This window comes from Haemophilus aegyptius (genome assembly GCF_900475885.1).
In the GTDB taxonomy this organism is placed as follows: domain Bacteria; phylum Pseudomonadota; class Gammaproteobacteria; order Enterobacterales; family Pasteurellaceae; genus Haemophilus; species Haemophilus influenzae.
Genome location: NZ_LS483429.1, coordinates 433,766 through 450,744 on the forward strand (window position 1 = coordinate 433,766; position 16,979 = coordinate 450,744).

The 16,979-nt window shown below is 41.1% G+C and carries 13 protein-coding genes, 2 tRNA genes and 3 rRNA genes; 1 reads left to right on the forward strand and 17 read right to left on the reverse strand.

The features are described 5' to 3' along the window. Positions 1-5 precede the first annotated feature (5 nt). The 10 genes from rsmB to DQN49_RS02410 form a co-directional block, all read right to left on the reverse strand. A complete protein-coding gene (gene rsmB, locus DQN49_RS02365; protein ID WP_006995288.1) occupies positions 6-1,361 on the reverse strand; it encodes a 16S rRNA (cytosine(967)-C(5))-methyltransferase RsmB in 1,356 nt (451 codons plus the stop codon). Continuing rightward, positions 1,361-2,317, reverse strand: coding sequence for a methionyl-tRNA formyltransferase (gene fmt, locus DQN49_RS02370; protein ID WP_006995287.1), 957 nt, complete (start codon positions 2,315-2,317; stop codon positions 1,361-1,363). Before fmt ends, rsmB begins: the two co-directional genes overlap by 1 nt. Positions 2,318-2,392: 75 nt before the next feature. Continuing rightward, on the reverse strand, positions 2,393-2,902 hold the full coding sequence (gene def / locus DQN49_RS02375) for a peptide deformylase (protein WP_006995286.1): 510 nt from the start codon (positions 2,900-2,902) through the stop codon (positions 2,393-2,395). A 225-nt stretch (positions 2,903-3,127) separates the two neighbouring features. After that, positions 3,128-3,243, reverse strand: a 5S ribosomal RNA gene (gene rrf, locus DQN49_RS02380). A gap of 242 nt (positions 3,244-3,485) precedes the next feature. After that, positions 3,486-6,495 (reverse strand): 23S ribosomal RNA (locus DQN49_RS02385). Positions 6,496-6,900: 405 nt separating this feature from the next. Next, positions 6,901-6,976, reverse strand: a tRNA-Ala gene (locus DQN49_RS02390). An 85-nt stretch (positions 6,977-7,061) separates the two neighbouring features. Next, a tRNA-Ile gene (locus DQN49_RS02395) sits at positions 7,062-7,138 on the reverse strand. Positions 7,139-7,217: 79 nt separating this feature from the next. Further along, positions 7,218-8,757, reverse strand: a 16S ribosomal RNA gene (locus DQN49_RS02400). The 16S, 23S and 5S rRNA genes sit together here with 2 tRNA genes alongside, the layout of an rRNA operon. A gap of 358 nt (positions 8,758-9,115) precedes the next feature. Next, entirely contained in the window at positions 9,116-10,579 is a 1,464-nt protein-coding gene (locus tag DQN49_RS02405) for a TrkH family potassium uptake protein (protein ID WP_006995284.1), read from the reverse strand. Positions 10,580-10,581: 2 nt separating this feature from the next. Then, a complete protein-coding gene (locus tag DQN49_RS02410) occupies positions 10,582-11,202 on the reverse strand; it encodes a YigZ family protein (protein WP_032826248.1) in 621 nt (206 codons plus the stop codon). Positions 11,203-11,317: 115 nt separating this feature from the next. On the opposite strand from DQN49_RS02410, the gene tusA reads away from it, so the two are divergent. Continuing rightward, on the forward strand, positions 11,318-11,557 hold the full coding sequence (tusA, locus tag DQN49_RS02415) for a sulfurtransferase TusA (protein ID WP_005661958.1): 240 nt from the start codon (positions 11,318-11,320) through the stop codon (positions 11,555-11,557). A 42-nt stretch (positions 11,558-11,599) separates the two neighbouring features. Here the strand turns inward: tusA and htpX are convergent, their stop codons facing one another. The 7 genes from htpX to clpP form a co-directional block, all read right to left on the reverse strand. Next, entirely contained in the window at positions 11,600-12,454 is an 855-nt protein-coding gene (gene htpX, locus DQN49_RS02420) for a protease HtpX (RefSeq protein WP_171034777.1), read from the reverse strand. Positions 12,455-12,618: 164 nt separating this feature from the next. Then, positions 12,619-13,008: a RidA family protein gene (locus DQN49_RS02425; protein WP_005630808.1), complete on the reverse strand. Its 390-nt coding sequence runs from the start codon at positions 13,006-13,008 to the stop codon at positions 12,619-12,621. 55 nt (positions 13,009-13,063) lie between these two features. Continuing rightward, the gene (locus tag DQN49_RS02430; protein ID WP_006995279.1) at positions 13,064-13,816 is read right to left on the reverse strand and encodes an MlaA family lipoprotein; all 753 of its coding nucleotides are present in this window, start codon (positions 13,814-13,816) and stop codon (positions 13,064-13,066) included. Between the two features lie 150 nt (positions 13,817-13,966). Continuing rightward, complete coding sequence (nusG, locus tag DQN49_RS02435; protein WP_005648601.1) at positions 13,967-14,524, reverse strand: transcription termination/antitermination protein NusG; 558 nt, start codon at positions 14,522-14,524, stop codon at positions 13,967-13,969. 1 nt (position 14,525) lies between these two features. After that, the gene (secE, locus tag DQN49_RS02440) at positions 14,526-14,942 is read right to left on the reverse strand and encodes a preprotein translocase subunit SecE (protein WP_005658616.1); all 417 of its coding nucleotides are present in this window, start codon (positions 14,940-14,942) and stop codon (positions 14,526-14,528) included. A gap of 143 nt (positions 14,943-15,085) precedes the next feature. After that, positions 15,086-16,321: an ATP-dependent protease ATP-binding subunit ClpX gene (gene clpX, locus DQN49_RS02445; protein WP_005661954.1), complete on the reverse strand. Its 1,236-nt coding sequence runs from the start codon at positions 16,319-16,321 to the stop codon at positions 15,086-15,088. 9 nt (positions 16,322-16,330) lie between these two features. Next, positions 16,331-16,942 carry an ATP-dependent Clp endopeptidase proteolytic subunit ClpP gene (gene clpP / locus DQN49_RS02450; RefSeq protein WP_257005503.1) on the reverse strand — a complete coding sequence of 204 codons (612 nt, stop codon included), beginning with the start codon at positions 16,940-16,942 and terminating at the stop codon, positions 16,331-16,333. Positions 16,943-16,979 lie beyond the last annotated feature (37 nt).

Sequence of the window (16,979 nt, forward strand, 5' to 3'; positions counted from 1 at the left end):
CTCCTTTATGATGCTCGTTTAAGCAATTTCGCATAATAGAACCCATCGCCACTATTTGGTTGCGGAATGAATTGAAAACCCACCGCACTTTTATCATCACTAAAGGGCAATGACAATAACTCCGCATCCGTGTGAGCATTTAAAAATGCTTGGATTTGTTCGCAATTTTCTTCTGGCAATACAGAACAAGTCGCATAAAGCAAAACACCGTTTGGCTTCAGTTTTTCCCAAAGCGCACTCAAAATTTTCTTCTGTAATTCAACGAGCTGAGCGATATCGGTTTCTTTGCGTAACCATTTTATATCAGGGTGGCGGCGAATCACTCCCGTTGCAGAACAAGGGGAATCAAGTAAAATTCGGTCAAATTTCGCCGCACTTTTACCGATTTCAGCTAACCATTCGTCAGGTTTACTCGCATCACCACACACCACTATCGCTTGCTGATTTAAACGTGCAAGATTTTCTTCTACTCGTTTTAAGCGATGAGATTCTACATCTAATGCAATCACATTAGCTTGAGGTGCCAGTTCTAAAATATGGGTCGTCTTACCGCCTGGTGCCGCACAAGCATCGAGGATCCACTCCTCATTTTTTGGCTCAAGCAACGTTGCCGCCCATTGAGCACTCAAATCTTGCACCGTAACCGCCCCTTCTTCAAAGTGCGGTAATTTTTGCACAGCAATCGGTATATCTAAACATAGCGCATTAGGATGATGGCTTGTTTTCGAAGAAACACCTTGTTCTTCAAGTAAAGAGCGGTAAGTTTCGAGGGCGTTTTTTTGTGAATTCACTCGTATCCACATTGGTGGTTTCTGATTGTTCGCCTCAATGATCTCACGCCAATTCGGATAGGCTTTTTTTAATTTATTCACGAACCATTCAGGGTGAAGCGTTTGCCAATTTTTATCGATAATTGCCAAAATTTCATCTTGCTCACGTAAAAATCTACGCAAAACCGCATTCACTAATCCTCTAAAACTATCAGATTTTAATGATTTTGTTGCGTTCACAACTTCATCAACTGCCGCATGAGCAGGCACTCGCATATAAAGCAATTGGTATAACCCTACAAGTAACAGGCAATGAACAATACGAGTTTTACCTTTAAGCGGCTTCTCCACAACACGTTTGATAATTTGCTCTAAGCGAGGCAATACTCGACACACGCCAAAACAAATTTCTTGTAGTAAAGGCAAATCTTGAGCTTTTACAGAAAGTTGCACTTCTGGAATTAACGCTGACAATGATTTGCCCTCATCCAATACTTGCAAAATTAAGTTTGCTGCAATAGCCCTGGTCGAAAGTGCGGTCATTTTTACTGAATTTTTTACTTTGATAGTTTTAGAAGAAAATTTTTTCATTATGCAAGCACCTTACCAATAGTAAACCATTCTGCACGGCCATTTAATAAATCTTGTGCAGACATAGGCTTTTTACCTGCAGGTTGTAATTGCAATAATTTTAAGACGCCATCGACAGTCGCAATTTGAATGCCATTTTTATCCGCACTTAAAATAGTTCCCGCTGGTTTATCTTGATGAGGCAACACTTCCGCTTGATACACTTTTAAAATTTGTGCATTGCCATCCTTGTCTTCTGTTAAAAAATAGGCAATTGGCCAAGGATTAAAAGCGCGGATATTACGCTCAAGTTGCATTGCAGGAAGTGACCAATCTAATTGTGCCTCTTCTTTGGAAAGTTTTTCTGCATAATTACTTTGGCTGCCATCTTGTTTTTCCGCTATAAATTTACTGTTTTCAAGATTATCTAAAACATCGATTAATGCTGATGGAGCAAGCTCGGCGAGTTTGTTATAAAGACTCGTTGAAGTTTCAGTCGGTAAAATATCACAATAGATTTTATGTAACATATCACCTGTATCTAAACCTTCATCCATTTGCATAATGGTTACACCCGTTTGTACATCGCCAGCCCAAATTGAACGCTGAATTGGTGCTGCACCTCGCCAACGTGGAAGAATAGAACCATGCACATTCAAACAACCCAAACGAGGGGCATCTAATACAGCTTTCGGTAAAATTAATCCATAAGCCACAACAACCATTACATCTGCATTTAACGCTTTTAATTCGGACTGTGCTTCTTCTTTAAATAAGGATTTAGGTTGATAAACTCGGATGTTATTTTGCTCAGCAAGTTGCTTGACAGGACTTGCTTGCAATTTCTTACCGCGACCAGCTGGTTTATCAGATTGCGTATAAACAGCGATCACGTTATGTTGAGAATTTAGAATGGCTTGTAAATGCTGTGCAGCAAAATCTGGCGTACCAGCAAAAATAATATTAAGTGATTTCATAATGTTCTACGTTATGGTGATTGATAGGAAAAAGTGCGGTTAAAATCAACCGCACTTTAATTAAGAATAAGAATCTTATTGTTTCGCAATTTGTTTTTTATATTTCAGCAATTTTTCTTTAATACGTTGGCGTTTAAGTGGGGAAAGATAATCAACAAATAAAATTCCATTAAGATGATCGATCTCGTGTTGAATACAGATCGCAAGCAAACCATCCGCATCTAAAGTAAATTCTTTACCATCACGATCTAATGCTCTCACTGTCACTTTTTCTTTACGAGGAACCAACGCACGGAACCCTGGAATGGATAAACACCCCTCTTCAATTCCCGTTTCGCCTTCAGAAGCCAAAATTTCAGGGTTAATCAAAACAAACTGATTCTGTTTATCGCCTTCAACATCAATAGTAATAATACGTTGCAAAATATCCACCTGAGGTGCAGCTAAACCAATACCTTTCTCTTGATACATCGTATCAAACATATCATCAACAATTTTACGAATTGCATCATTAACTTCAGTAACAGGCTCACAGACAACCTTTAAGTGATCATCAGGATAAATTAATACATTAAGTGCGGTCATAATTTCTCTTGTTTTTAAGGGTAGAATTTTAGCGGGATTATAGCACAGCTAATAAAACATTTATAGGAATGTGACTTCATATGAGTTGAAAAATCACTTACTTATTGAAAATTAAAATTAGACTCTTATTTGATTAAATAATGAGTAGATTCCCAAAAGCTAAAACCCCACATCTTTCGACACGGGGTTCTTCTGTTTTTATTTAACTTAGATAAGTATTTGATAACCTGGCGGTGCCCTACTCTCACATGGGGAAACCCCACACTACCATCGGCATTACAGCGTTTCACTTCTGAGTTCGGTATGGTCTCAGGTGGGTCCACCGCACTATCGCCGCCAGGATAATTCTTTGATAACTCGTCTTCTCTTTTATCTCTCGTCTCTTTTATCTCTCGTTACTCAGTCTTTACTCTACCTTTCACTCGTTCTTATTGGTCACAAGCTGAACTCAATTTCCTTTCTATTAAGTCTTCTATATTTACTTTTCTTTGTTTAGTCTTTTACTTCGGTTTCCGCTCTACTTTTATTTGCTTCGCTTTTCATCTCTTACTTCACTTAGCTCCCAAAAACACTTGAGCGTTGTATAGTTAAGCCTCTCGGGCAATTAGTATCTGTTAGCTCAATGTATCACTACACTTACACACCTGACCTATCTACGTCGTAGTCTACAACAACCCTTACTGACTTAAAGTCAGGGATGACTCATCTCTTGGCAAGTTTCGTGCTTAGATGCTTTCAGCACTTATCTCTTCCGCATTTAGCTACCCAGCAATGCCTCTGGCGAGACAACTGGAACACCAGTGATGCGTCCACTCCGGTCCTCTCGTACTAGGAGCAGCCCCAATCAATCATCCTACGCCCACGGCAGATAGGGACCGAACTGTCTCACGACGTTCTAAACCCAGCTCGCGTACCACTTTAAATGGCGAACAGCCATACCCTTGGGACCTACTTCAGCCCCAGGATGTGATGAGCCGACATCGAGGTGCCAAACACCGCCGTCGATATGAACTCTTGGGCGGTATCAGCCTGTTATCCCCGGAGTACCTTTTATCCGTTGAGCGATGGCCCTTCCATTCAGAACCACCGGATCACTATGACCTACTTTCGTACCTGCTCGACTTGTCTGTCTCGCAGTTAAGCTTGCTTATACCATTGCACTAACCTCACGATGTCCGACCGTGATTAGCAAACCTTCGTGCTCCTCCGTTACGCTTTGGGAGGAGACCGCCCCAGTCAAACTACCCACCAGACACTGTCCGAGACCACGTTCCGCAATCTTCGTTAGAACATCAAACGTTAAAGGGTGGTATTTCAAGGTCGACTCCAACAATACTGGCGTATCATCTTCTTAGTCTCCCACCTATCCTACACATCAAAATTCAATGTTCAGTGTCAAGCTATAGTAAAGGTTCACGGGGTCTTTCCGTCTAGCCGCGGGTACACCGCATCTTCACGGCGATTTCAATTTCACTGAGTCTCGGGTGGAGACAGCCTGGCCATCATTATGCCATTCGTGCAGGTCGGAACTTACCCGACAAGGAATTTCGCTACCTTAGGACCGTTATAGTTACGGCCGCCGTTTACTGGGGCTTCGATCAGGTGCTTCTCTTGCGATGACACCATCAATTAACCTTCCAGCACCGGGCAGGCATCACACCCTATACCTCCACTTTCGTGTTTGCAGAGTGCTGTGTTTTTAATAAACAGTTGCAGCCAGCTGGTCACTTCGACCGGTTCAACCTTCAGGGGCTAGCCCTTACAATCTACGCCGGCGCACCTTCTCCCGAAGTTACGGTGCTATTTTGCCTAGTTCCTTCACCCGAGTTCTCTCAAGCGCCTGAGTATTCTCTACCTGACCACCTGTGTCGGTTTTCAGTACGGTTTAGTAAAGCCTTTCGCTTAGTGGCTTTTCCTGGAAGTGTGGTATCAGTTACTTCAGCTCCGTAGAGCCTCGTCATCATCTCTCTGTGTTAAGGAAGTCCGGATTTGCCTAAACTTCCCACCTACCAACTTAAACGCACATATCCAACAGTGCGATAACCTAACCTACTCCGTCCCCACATCGCAGCTTTACCAAGTACAGGAATATTAACCTGTTTCCCATCGACTACGCTTTTCAGCCTCGCCTTAGGAGCCGACTTACCCTGCCCCGATTAACGTTGGACAGGAACCCTTGGTCTTCCGGCGAACGGGTTTTTCACCCGTTTTATCGTTACTTATGTCAGCATTCGCACTTGTGATACGTCCAGCCCACCTCTCGATGAACCTTCATCCGCTTACACAACGCTCCCCTACCCAACAGGCGTATTAGTGATACGCCTGATGCCGCAGCTTCGGTGCTATATTTCAGCCCCGTTACATCTTCCGCGCAGACCGACTCGACTAGTGAGCTATTACGCTTTCTTTAAATGATGGCTGCTTCTAAGCCAACATCCTAGCTGTCTAAGCCTTCCCACTTCGTTTCCCACTTAATATAGACTTGGGGACCTTAGCTGGCGGTCTGGGTTGTTTCCCTCTCCACGACGGACGTTAGCACCCGCCGTGTGTCTCCTGAGTATCACTCTTTGGTATTCGTAGTTTGCATCGGGTTGGTAATCCGGGATGGACCCCTAGCCGAAACAGTGCTCTACCCCCAAAGGTGTCACCTCAAGGCTCTACCTAAATAGATTTCGGGGAGAACCAGCTATCTCCCGGTTTGATTGGCCTTTCACCCCCAGCCACAAGTCATCCGCTAATTTTTCAACATTAGTCGGTTCGGTCCTCCAGTTAGTGTTACCCAACCTTCAACCTGCCCATGGCTAGATCACCGGGTTTCGGGTCTATACCCTGCAACTCAACGCCCAGTTAAGACTCGGTTTCCCTTCGGCTCCCCTATTCGGTTAACCTCGCTACAAAATATAAGTCGCTGACCCATTATACAAAAGGTACGCAGTCACCCCATCACTTAATCCCACTGCTTCTTTTGGGTGGTTTGACTCGCTTCGCTCCTCTTACCATTGTTTAAGTGCGGTTGCTTTTCATCACCTTCCAATCGGATTAAGTGATGGGGCTCCCACTGCTTGTACGTACAAGGTTTCAGGTTCTATTTCACTCCCCTCACCGGGGTTCTTTTCGCCTTTCCTTCACAGTACTGGTTCACTATCGGTCAATCAGGAGTATTTAGCCTTGGAGGATGGTCCCCCCTTCTTCAAACAGGATATCACGTGTCCCGCCCTACTTCTCGTTAGCTTAGTACCACAATATGGTTTTTAGATACGGGATTATCACCCTCTTTGATTGTGCTTCCCAACACATTCTCCTAACTATATTGCTATCACTTACTGGCTCTTTCGCTTTCGCTCGCCGCTACTGACGAAATCTCGGTTGATTTCTTTTCCTCGGGGTACTTAGATGTTTCAGTTCTCCCGGTTTGCCTCAACAAGCTATGAATTCACTTGTTGATAGTAGATTCTTCATCTACTGGGTTTCCCCATTCGGATATCTTGGATTAAACGCCTCTTATCGACTCATCCAAGCTTTTCGCAGATTAGCACGTCCTTCTTCGCCTCTGATTGCCAAGGCATCCACCTTGTACGCTTAGTCACTTAACTATACAACCTCAAATGTTTTCAACCACTTTACGTTTTCACTTCAAAGTGAGGTCAATTTGATGCGTATTTTCATTTAACTAAACACTTGATTGCTTTTGTTCAATCAAGATTTTATGCAAAACAGGGTTTGTTTTTAGAGTTTCCTTCTCAGTTCCCTCTTTTCACTTTCCTGTCTTGCCTACTCAGACTTTCTCTCGAAAATCTCTTGTTTTCAGCTTGTTTCCAATTTTTTAAAGAACAGTTGATAAAACTTTTCAGTTATCATCGTTAAATAAACTAAAACAAAATTAAATTTAAAATTAAACTTAAAACTAAGAATAAAATAACCTAATATTTAAAATAGCTTAATCACTACCTTAATACTTTATTAATTTGTCCTTTTCTAATTTACTTAACGATGATAAGTGGTGGAGATAAGCGGGATCGAACCGCTGACCTCCTGCGTGCAAGGCAGGCGCTCTCCCAGCTGAGCTATATCCCCATTTATCATTCATCATTTATTATATTAATTACTTAATATTTTTATAATAAATGATTGACCATTACGCCCTTATCCACTCTCAGAGTGGTGGGTCTGAGTGGACTTGAACCACCGACCTCACCCTTATCAGGGGTGCGCTCTAACCACCTGAGCTACAGACCCAAGGGTAATGTTTTCTTCTGCTCATTTGTCTACAACTATCAGCCAATCTGTGTGAGCACTCGCTGTCTCTCGTCTTGGGTAAGGAGGTGATCCAACCGCAGGTTCCCCTACGGTTACCTTGTTACGACTTCACCCCAGTCATGAATCATACCGTGGTAAACGCCCTCCAAAAGGTTAAGCTATCTACTTCTGGTACAACCCACTCCCATGGTGTGACGGGCGGTGTGTACAAGGCCCGGGAACGTATTCACCGCGACATTCTGATTCGCGATTACTAGCGATTCCGACTTCATGGAGTCGAGTTGCAGACTCCAATCCGGACTTAGACGTACTTTATGAGATTCGCTCCACCTCGCAGCTTCGCTTCCCTCTGTATACGCCATTGTAGCACGTGTGTAGCCCTACTCGTAAGGGCCATGATGACTTGACGTCATCCCCACCTTCCTCCAGTTTATCACTGGCAGTCTCCTTTGAGTTCCCGACCAAGTCGCTGGCAACAAAGGATAAGGGTTGCGCTCGTTGCGGGACTTAACCCAACATTTCACAACACGAGCTGACGACAGCCATGCAGCACCTGTCTCTAAGTTCCCGAAGGCACAAGCTCATCTCTGAGCTCTTCTTAGGATGTCAAGAGTAGGTAAGGTTCTTCGCGTTGCATCGAATTAAACCACATGCTCCACCGCTTGTGCGGGCCCCCGTCAATTCATTTGAGTTTTAACCTTGCGGCCGTACTCCCCAGGCGGTCGATTTATCACGTTAGCTACGGGCGCCAGAGTTAAACCCCAACCCCCAAATCGACAGCGTTTACAGCGTGGACTACCAGGGTATCTAATCCTGTTTGCTCCCCACGCTTTCGCACATGAGCGTCAGTACATTCCCAAGGGGCTGCCTTCGCCTTCGGTATTCCTCCACATCTCTACGCATTTCACCGCTACACGTGGAATTCTACCCCTCCCTAAAGTACTCTAGTTACCCAGTCTGAAATGCAATTCCTAGGTTAAGCCCAGGGCTTTCACACCTCACTTAAATAACCGCCTGCGTGCCCTTTACGCCCAGTTATTCCGATTAACGCTCGCACCCTCCGTATTACCGCGGCTGCTGGCACGGAGTTAGCCGGTGCTTCTTCTGTATTTAACGTCAATTTGATGTGCTATTAACACATCAACCTTCCTCAATACCGAAAGAACTTTACAACCCGAAGGCCTTCTTCATTCACGCGGCATGGCTGCGTCAGGGTTCCCCCCATTGCGCAATATTCCCCACTGCTGCCTCCCGTAGGAGTCTGGACCGTGTCTCAGTTCCAGTGTGGCTGGTCATCCTCTCAGACCAGCTAGAGATCGCAGGCTTGGTAGACCTTTACCCCACCAACTACCTAATCCCACTTGGGCTCATCCTATGGCATGCGGCCTCTCAGTCCCGCACTTTCGTCTCTCGACACTACGCGGTATTAGCGACAGTTTCCCGTCGTTATCCCCCTCCATAAGCCAGATTCCCAAGCATTACTCACCCGTCCGCCACTCGTCAGCAAGAAAGCAAGCTTTCTCCTGCTACCGTTCGACTTGCATGTGTTAAGCCTGCCGCCAGCGTTCAATCTGAGCCATGATCAAACTCTTCAATTCAAGTTCAATCGCTCAATAAACTGCTTAGCTATAAATAAAACACTACTTAAAAAAGTAATAATGAATTTTCAGTTAAGCACCTATTAAGACTTCAAAATTAAAAAATATTTTTAAAACAAGTCAATCAACAAGTGCCCACACAGATTGTCTGATATATTGTTAAAGAGCAAAAAAGAACGACGCACTTGGAAACTTAAAAAACTTCACAACAGTGCGTCGTTGTGTGCGGTGCATTATAGGGATTTTCAAATCCCTTGCAAGTACTTTTTTGTAAAAATATTTAAAAAAATGATCTTTTGATGGAAATATAAACATTTCATTAAAAAGTGCGGTCAAAAATACAATAATTTTTCAAAAATTATTTTTTCCAATAGCTTGGAATAAATAGCACGATTAATGAAAACATTTCTAAACGTCCACAGATCATAGCAAAACTAAAGACTAATTTAGCACTTTCTGGAACACCAATAAAACTTTCGTGAATAAAACCAAGTCCCGGTCCTGCATTCGTTAATGTGGCGAATACTGCCCCCATCGCATCAAAAACATTCATTCCACAAAGAATAACAGCAAAAACACACCCCCAATAAACTAGTATAAAAATAATGAAAAATGCCCAAATACTTTCTATCATTCTTGGTGCTAGACGATTTTTACCTATTCGAATTGGTTGTACTAAATTTGGATGGATTAAACTATGCAGTTCTCGATCGATTTGTTTCCACAATATAAGTGTCCGTATCGCTTTTAATCCCCCAGTTGTTGAACCGCCACAACCGCCAATTACCGCAGAAATTACCAGTAAAAGTCCAATAAAAGGCGGAAGATTATCAATATCAAAAATCGTATAACCAGCAGTCATTGACATTGATGTTAATTGTAATGCACCTTTTGTTACAGCCTCGTTCATATCTGAAACTAAACCGTAACTATATAAAGATAGAGATACAATACCAATAAAAATAATTTGCATCGTTAGAAAAAAACGAAATTCGGGATCTTTCCAATAATTTCGCCAAATATTTCTTTTACCTAGTGCAAGAAAAGCGGAAATATGTAAACTAAAATTAACACCACCAATCAGCATAAAAATTGTTGTAACCCAATAAATGGAAGCTTGATTAAAATAGCCAATACTTGCATCGTGCGTTGAAAATCCGCCATTTGAAATTGTTGAAAAACTATGCCCAATGGCATCAAAAAGATTCATTCCTGATAGCCAATATGCAATGGCACAAAGAACAGTTAATGAAGCATAAATAATCCATAGAGCTTTCGCCACTTCTGAAATTTTAGGCAAAGATTTTTGATCTTTAAGAGGGCCTGAAGATTCTGCTCGATATAATTGTGTCCCACCAATTCCCAACAGCGGAATTATCGCCACAGCCAATACGATAATCCCCATACCACCTAACCATTGTAAAAACTGACGATAAAACAAAATAGATTTAGGTAAATTATCCAGCCCCGTCATTACCGTTGCACCAGTAGTAGTTAAGCCAGAAAATGCTTCAAATACGGCTGAAGCAATAGTTAAATGTGGTGAATCGAACAATAAAAGAGGCAATGTTGCCAGGCTTCCTAAAACTAACCAAAAAGCCACAACAATCAAAAAACCATCACGGGATCGTAATTCTTGTTTATGGTGATGGCATGGCCACCAAAGCAATGTGCCCGCTGTCAAGCTCAACATAAAAGCCTGCATAAATGCCTTGCCGCCCCCATCACCATAAATCAGAGCAACAAATGCAGGAACTAGCATCGTACCTGAAAAACACATCACAAGAATACCAATAATTCGGATAATCGATAAAATACGCACAACTATTCGCCTATCTCTAAAAGTTGAATAACTAATCTACCTGAAGACTTTTCCGTTAATTCTGAAGAAAACGCCTCTATTGTTTTTTCACTAATACCTAAAATCAAATGAATATTTGCCTGAAAACCTTGAGATAAAATCTCAACCTGATATTTTTCACAAAGTTGTTGAACCAACCTTAACTGACCATAGTCACAATCAAGTTTGAAAAGGGTTCGTTCAACTTTAATTTCGCTTTCAACCAGCTTTAACGCTTGTTGAACACCATTGCCGTAAGCACGAACTAATCCGCCCGTTCCAAGCAAAATACCGCCATAATAGCGAACCACCACCGCACTGATTTCACCTAATTGACTGCCTTGCAATGCACTCAACATTGGCTTTCCTGCCGTTCCAGCAGGTTCGCCATCATCAGAAAAACCAAGTTGTAGAGAATCTGTTGGCTTGCCTGCTACGGCAGCCCAACAATGATGCCGAGCATTTGGATGTTCTTGTTTAATCTTTGCCCAAAAAGCTCTTGCGTCTTCTAAACCTTCGGTGTGCTGTAAATAAGTAATAAAACGGCTTTTCTTAATTTCTTCTTCAAAAACAACCGCACTTTTAGGAACGAGGTATTCCGCCATTTCTTTTTTCAAGGTAATTTCAATGACACTAGTCTATCACTGATGACTGGGATTTGTCGAAATTTTGCCGTAAGTGCGGTATGATATGGCTCTGTTTTTCAAAAGAAAAAAGAATATGTCTGAAATTTCCGTCACACAAACCCTAAATACTTTAGGATTACGTTGCCCAGAACCTGTCATGCTTGTTCGTAAAAATATTCGTCATCTTAACGATGGAGAAATACTTTTGATTATTGCTGACGATCCTGCAACAACAAGAGATATTCCAAGTTTCTGTCAATTTATGGATCACACATTACTGCAATGTGAAGTGGAAAAGCCCCCGTTCAAATATTGGGTGAAAAGAGGAAAATAAAACATCGACCTCATTAAAGTGCGGTCGATTTTTTATAATTTTTTAAAGATTACGTAAGGCTTCAATACGCTTTTCGAGTGGTGGATGGCTCATAAAGAGTTCACTGCGTTTACCATTAATCATAAAGGCATTTAAAGAACCTTCAAGATTTTGGGGTTCGTGAAGTTGTTGCAAACGTTGCAATGCCATAATCATCTTTTCTTTGCCTACTAAACTTGCGGAACCTGCATCTGCACGAAATTCGCGGTAGCGCGAGAACCACATTGCGATAATACTTGCAAGTACACCAAAGAGCATTTCCAATACCATCGAAACCAAGAAATAAATACCTGAACTGCGCGTTTCTTCTCCATTATTGTTACGCGAACTTGCTACCGCCGTTGCAATAACGCGCGATAAGAAAATCACGAAAGTATTTAATACGCCTTGCAATAACGCCATCGTCACCATATCCCCATTGGAAATATGGGAAATTTCGTGCGCTAAAACAGCTTCAGCTTCAGCCTCCGTCATGTTGTTTAATAATCCCGTACTCACTGCCACCAAAGAATTGCTTTTTGTCGCGCCTGTCGCAAAAGCATTCACATCGGGAGAATGATAAATCGCCACGTCTGGCATGGGAATACCCGCTTTCTGCGCTTGGCGACTAACGGTATCAATTAACCAACGTTCAGTTTGATTACGAGGTTGAGTAATCACCTCTCCATCCACAGAACGTAATGCCATCGTTTTAGACAGGAATAAGGAAATTAATGAACCAGCAAAACCAAATAGCAAAGCCATAATTAAAATACCGCCGATGCTATTTCCTGCAATACCAGTCACACTTAAAATAATACCTAATACCAGCATTACTGCCATATTGGTTGCCAAGAAAAGAAGAATACGCATCATAATGTGTTCTCTCAAAGTTAGGGTTAAGTATTTCCTTAGTGGGGAAAATTCACAAAAAATTCAAGGTGTAATGTAAAATTTTTGCTATCAGCAGATAAACAAAAAGTGCGGTCTAAAACATGCGAGTTTATGACCGCACTTTTAAGCAGGGATTACCAAACAGAAAATTATTTTCTTACAGCAATCGCTTCAATTTCTAATCCCACATCTTTTGGTAAACGCGCAACTTCTACGCAAGAACGAGCAGGGAAGTTAGGATGATTATTTTCTTTAAAGAAACGTTCGTATTCTGCATTAACCGCAGCAAAATCATTAAGATCTTTCACGAAAACCGTTGTTTTTACAATATCGGCTGCGGTTAAACCTGCTTTCTCGATAATCGCTTTCACGTTTTCTAAAGATTGGCGTGCTTGTGCAACGATGTCAGCTGGCACTTCGCCTGTTGCAGGATTCACTGGAATTTGCCCTGAGGTTAAAACTAAATTGCCAAGATCAACCGCTTGAACATAAGGGCCAATGGCTGCCGGTGCTTTTTCAGTATGAATAATTTGAGTCATCATTTTCTCCTTAGTTGATAAAAACTGGGTAATTTTTACCGCACTTTTCTGTTTATTAATCAATTTCTTTTAGTATGTCATCGGGAAGTGATTCTTTGCTTTCGACTAATTTCCCATCGTTTACTTTAAATTGTAAATTTTGGTAATAAGCTTCTCGGAACGTGATATATGGATCTTGAGCTTGACGTAACAATTCTGCATTATTGAGATTTTTCGCACGGGCATCCACTGCTTGCACACCATATTTCACTAATGCCCATGGGCCACCAACCCATTGCCAGAATGGATACATATAAGCCGCATCAACCACAGCACCCGTTAATTGGCGTGGCGTTGTTGCATTATAAATCGGTAGCACAATATAAGTGCCAGCATCTACGCCGTAGCTACCTAAAGTTTCCCCAAATCCACGTTGATTATCTATGCGTAATTCTTTGCTTGCGCTCGCAAAATCAATAAAACCACCTAGTCCAAATACAGTGTTAATCCAAAAGCGATTAAAGTGAACAAATGCTTTTTTCGGTTCACCTTCAATTAAGCGGTTTATGAAACTGACTGGCTCATCAAGATTATTTGCGATGCCAGCAAGACCAGAAGAAATCGGCTTAGGTACATAGTTATTCCAACCTTTTGCAGCGGGTTCTAGCACATAGCGATCTATAACATTATAGTTAAATTTCCACATTGTTCGATTGAAGTCTTCAAGGGAATCATTACGCTCACTCGCTTGTTTCGTGTCGTTGTTATTTGCACAACCTGTTAGTGCAATGGCACCCAAAAGTGCGGTCAAAATTGCCTTTGTTTTCATTTTTAATCCTTACATAAATATGGGATTATTCTACCTAATTTGTGAAATAACAACAAATTTTGCGTATAAAAACACTCTTTTATGCTGTTTCAACAAACATTAAAAACAAAAAACCGCACTACAAAAGTGCGGTTATATTTTAATCATTTCTTAGTGTATTTTTTCAACTTGACCAAATTCAAGCTCAACTGGTGTAGCACGGCCAAAGATTGATACAGACACTTTTAAGCGACCTTTTTCATAATCCACTTCTTCTACTGTACCATTAAAATCAGCAAATGGCCCTTCAGTCACACGAACTTCCTCACCCGGATGATATTCATTACGATGACGAGGTTTATCAGTATTTTGTTCAAGACGATTTAAAATAGTATCCGCTTCACGTTTGGAAATAGGTGCAGGTTTATCTGGTGTACCACCGATAAAACCCATCACTCTTGGCACACTTTTTACTAGATGCCAAGTTTCATCATTCATTTCCATTTCTACAAGTACATAACCTGGAAAAAATTTACGTTCACTTTTGCGACGTTTACCTGCTACATTTTCCACCACTTCTTCAGTTGGCACTAAAACTTCACCAAATTGATCTTCCATTTGTTGTTGTTTGATGTATTCACGTAAAGTTAGAGCTACACGACTTTCAAAGCCAGAAAACGCTTGTAATACATACCAACGTTTTTTTGATACTGTTGTTTCTTCAGTCATTTTAGAATCTCAAATCAGTTAAGAAATTAATCACTGTCACAATAATCGAATCTACTGCCCAAAAGAAGAGAGAAGCAATCATTGTTACCCCGATAACGATCAATGTTGTTTGACGTGCTTCAGCACGGGTTGGCCATACGACTTTACGCGCTTCTGTACGAGAGTCATTAAAGAACGCGCGTGCTTTTGTTCCTTGATTAGTAATTGCCGCTAAAATAAATGCAATGACTAATGCAATAGCCATACCAATAACACGAATCGGTAAAGAATAGATTTGTTGGAAATAAATATTCCCAATTGCCGCAGCAGCAAAAAAGATCACAACTAAAACCCAAAGGAATGTATTTAAACCTTTAGATTTGCCTTCAACGATCACTTCTTGCGTATTTTTCTTTTTATCAACAATTTCGGTTGCCATAGAATTGAATCCGTTTTAAATGGAAATGTAAAAATAATGCCATAAGAACGTGCGATTGTAGCATTTTCTTTTCGCCTTGCCTATTGAAAATAAGCATCAACATAGAAAATCTGGCGAAAACAACCGCACTTTTGCGATTAAATCTAATATTCTAATTTTGGCGCAAGATTATCTACAATTGTCGATTCATCAACGATAACTTTTTGTAAATTCTCAAGAGACGGTAGATCATACATTGTATCTAACAACACTGCTTCTACGATAGAACGTAAGCCACGCGCACCCGTTTTTCTTTCAAGTGCTTTTTTCGCCATTGCTTTTAATGCTTCTGGTGTGAAATCCAATTCTACTTTTTCCAATCCAAATAAGGCTTGATATTGTTTAATTAATGCGTTTTTTGGTTTTGTGAGAATTTGTATCAGCGCATCTTCGTCTAATTCACTTAATGGGGCAATCATTGGTAAGCGTCCAATAAATTCTGGAATTAAACCAAATTTCATTAAATCATCAGGTTCAACTTGACGGAATAATTCAGAAAGAGATTGTTGTTTTTCATCTTTTTCAACTTTGGCATTAAAACCAATACTCGTACTGGTTTGAGTGCGTTTATCAATAATTTTATCTAATCCTGCAAATGCACCGCCGCAAATAAAGAGAATTTTAGACGTATCCAATTTTACCATTTCTTGTTGTGGATGTTTACGACCGCCTTGAGGTGGAATGGAAGCGATTGTACCTTCAATAAGTTTTAATAAAGCCTGTTGCACCCCCTCTCCTGAAACATCTCGAGTAATTGATGCGCCTTCCGATTTACGGCTAATTTTATCAATTTCATCAATATAAATAATGCCTTTCTCTGCTTTTTCAGTATCGTATTCACAATTTTGCAAAAGTTTCTGTAACACATTCTCCACATCTTCCCCCACATAACCAGCTTCCGTTAATGTGGTTGCATCCGCCATCGCAAAGGGTACATTTAAACGACGAGCTAATGTTTGCGCAAGTAACGTTTTTCCGCTACCTGTAGGGCCTATAAGTAAAATATTACTTTTACCAAGCTCTACATCATTACTTTCATAGTTAGTTCGCAAGCGTTTATAATGATTATAAACTGCCACAGAAAGCACTTTTTTCGCATAATCTTGACCGATAACATAATCATCTAGATGAGCGCGAATTTCGTGAGGCGTTGGTAATTTTTCTTCATTTTCTACCGCACTTTCCTCTAAATTTTTATCATGACTTTCTTCAAGCATTGAGTGACAAAGTTCAATACATTCATTACAAATATAACCGTCTGTGCCAGCAATTAATCTATCTACTTCGCCTTTTTCCTTTCCGCAAAAAGAGCAGTGCAAATCTTTATCTTTGTCTGTCATTGTATACCCTTAACGTTTAACCAAGACTTCATCCACCAAACCATACACTTGTGCTTCTTCAGCTGACATAAAATTATCGCGGTCAGTATCTTTCTCTATACGCTCAATACTTTGTCCAGTATGGAATGCTAAACGATCATTTAAGGTGTGTTTAATTTTCAAAATTTCTTGTGCGTGAATTTGAATATCCGATGCTTGACCACGGAAACCACCCAAAGGTTGATGGATCATCACTCGCGCATTGGGTAACGCAGCTCGTTTGCCAGCGGTTCCGCCAGCAAGTAAGAATGCGCCCATTGAACAAGCCTGACCAATACAAAGAGTGCGAATATCTGGCTTAATAAATTGCATTGTGTCGTAAATTGCCATACCTGCGGTCACAGAACCGCCTGGAGAGTTAATATAAATATTAATATCTTTAGTTGGATCTTCCGATTCTAAAAAAAGAAGCTGTGCCACAATTAAATTTGCCATACGATCTTCCACTTCTCCACTTAGGAAAATCACACGTTCTTTTAATAAACGGGAATAAATGTCGTACGAACGTTCGCCACGCGAAGTCTGTTCAACGACCATAGGAATTACACTCATTTTCTTACCTTTTTCATTAAAACTGCTAATTATTTTATCGTAAATAACCCACAAATAAAAATGCGAT

What these genes read in the sequence shown, in the direction of transcription:
- rsmB (WP_006995288.1), bottom strand. Translation starts at nt 1,361, where the DNA reads ATGAAAAAATTTTCTTCTAAAACTATCAAAGTAAAAAATTCAGTAAAA.
- clpX (WP_005661954.1), bottom strand. Translation starts at nt 16,321, where the DNA reads ATGACAGACAAAGATAAAGATTTGCACTGCTCTTTTTGCGGAAAGGAA.
- def (WP_006995286.1), bottom strand. Translation starts at nt 2,902, where the DNA reads ATGACCGCACTTAATGTATTAATTTATCCTGATGATCACTTAAAGGTT.
- DQN49_RS02425 (WP_005630808.1), bottom strand. Translation starts at nt 13,008, where the DNA reads ATGACTCAAATTATTCATACTGAAAAAGCACCGGCAGCCATTGGCCCT.
- fmt (WP_006995287.1), bottom strand. Translation starts at nt 2,317, where the DNA reads ATGAAATCACTTAATATTATTTTTGCTGGTACGCCAGATTTTGCTGCA.
- nusG (WP_005648601.1), bottom strand. Translation starts at nt 14,524, where the DNA reads ATGACTGAAGAAACAACAGTATCAAAAAAACGTTGGTATGTATTACAA.
- secE (WP_005658616.1), bottom strand. Translation starts at nt 14,942, where the DNA reads ATGGCAACCGAAATTGTTGATAAAAAGAAAAATACGCAAGAAGTGATC.
- tusA (WP_005661958.1), top strand. Translation starts at nt 11,318, where the DNA reads ATGTCTGAAATTTCCGTCACACAAACCCTAAATACTTTAGGATTACGT.
- DQN49_RS02430 (WP_006995279.1), bottom strand. Translation starts at nt 13,816, where the DNA reads ATGAAAACAAAGGCAATTTTGACCGCACTTTTGGGTGCCATTGCACTA.
- DQN49_RS02410 (WP_032826248.1), bottom strand. Translation starts at nt 11,202, where the DNA reads ATGGCGGAATACCTCGTTCCTAAAAGTGCGGTTGTTTTTGAAGAAGAA.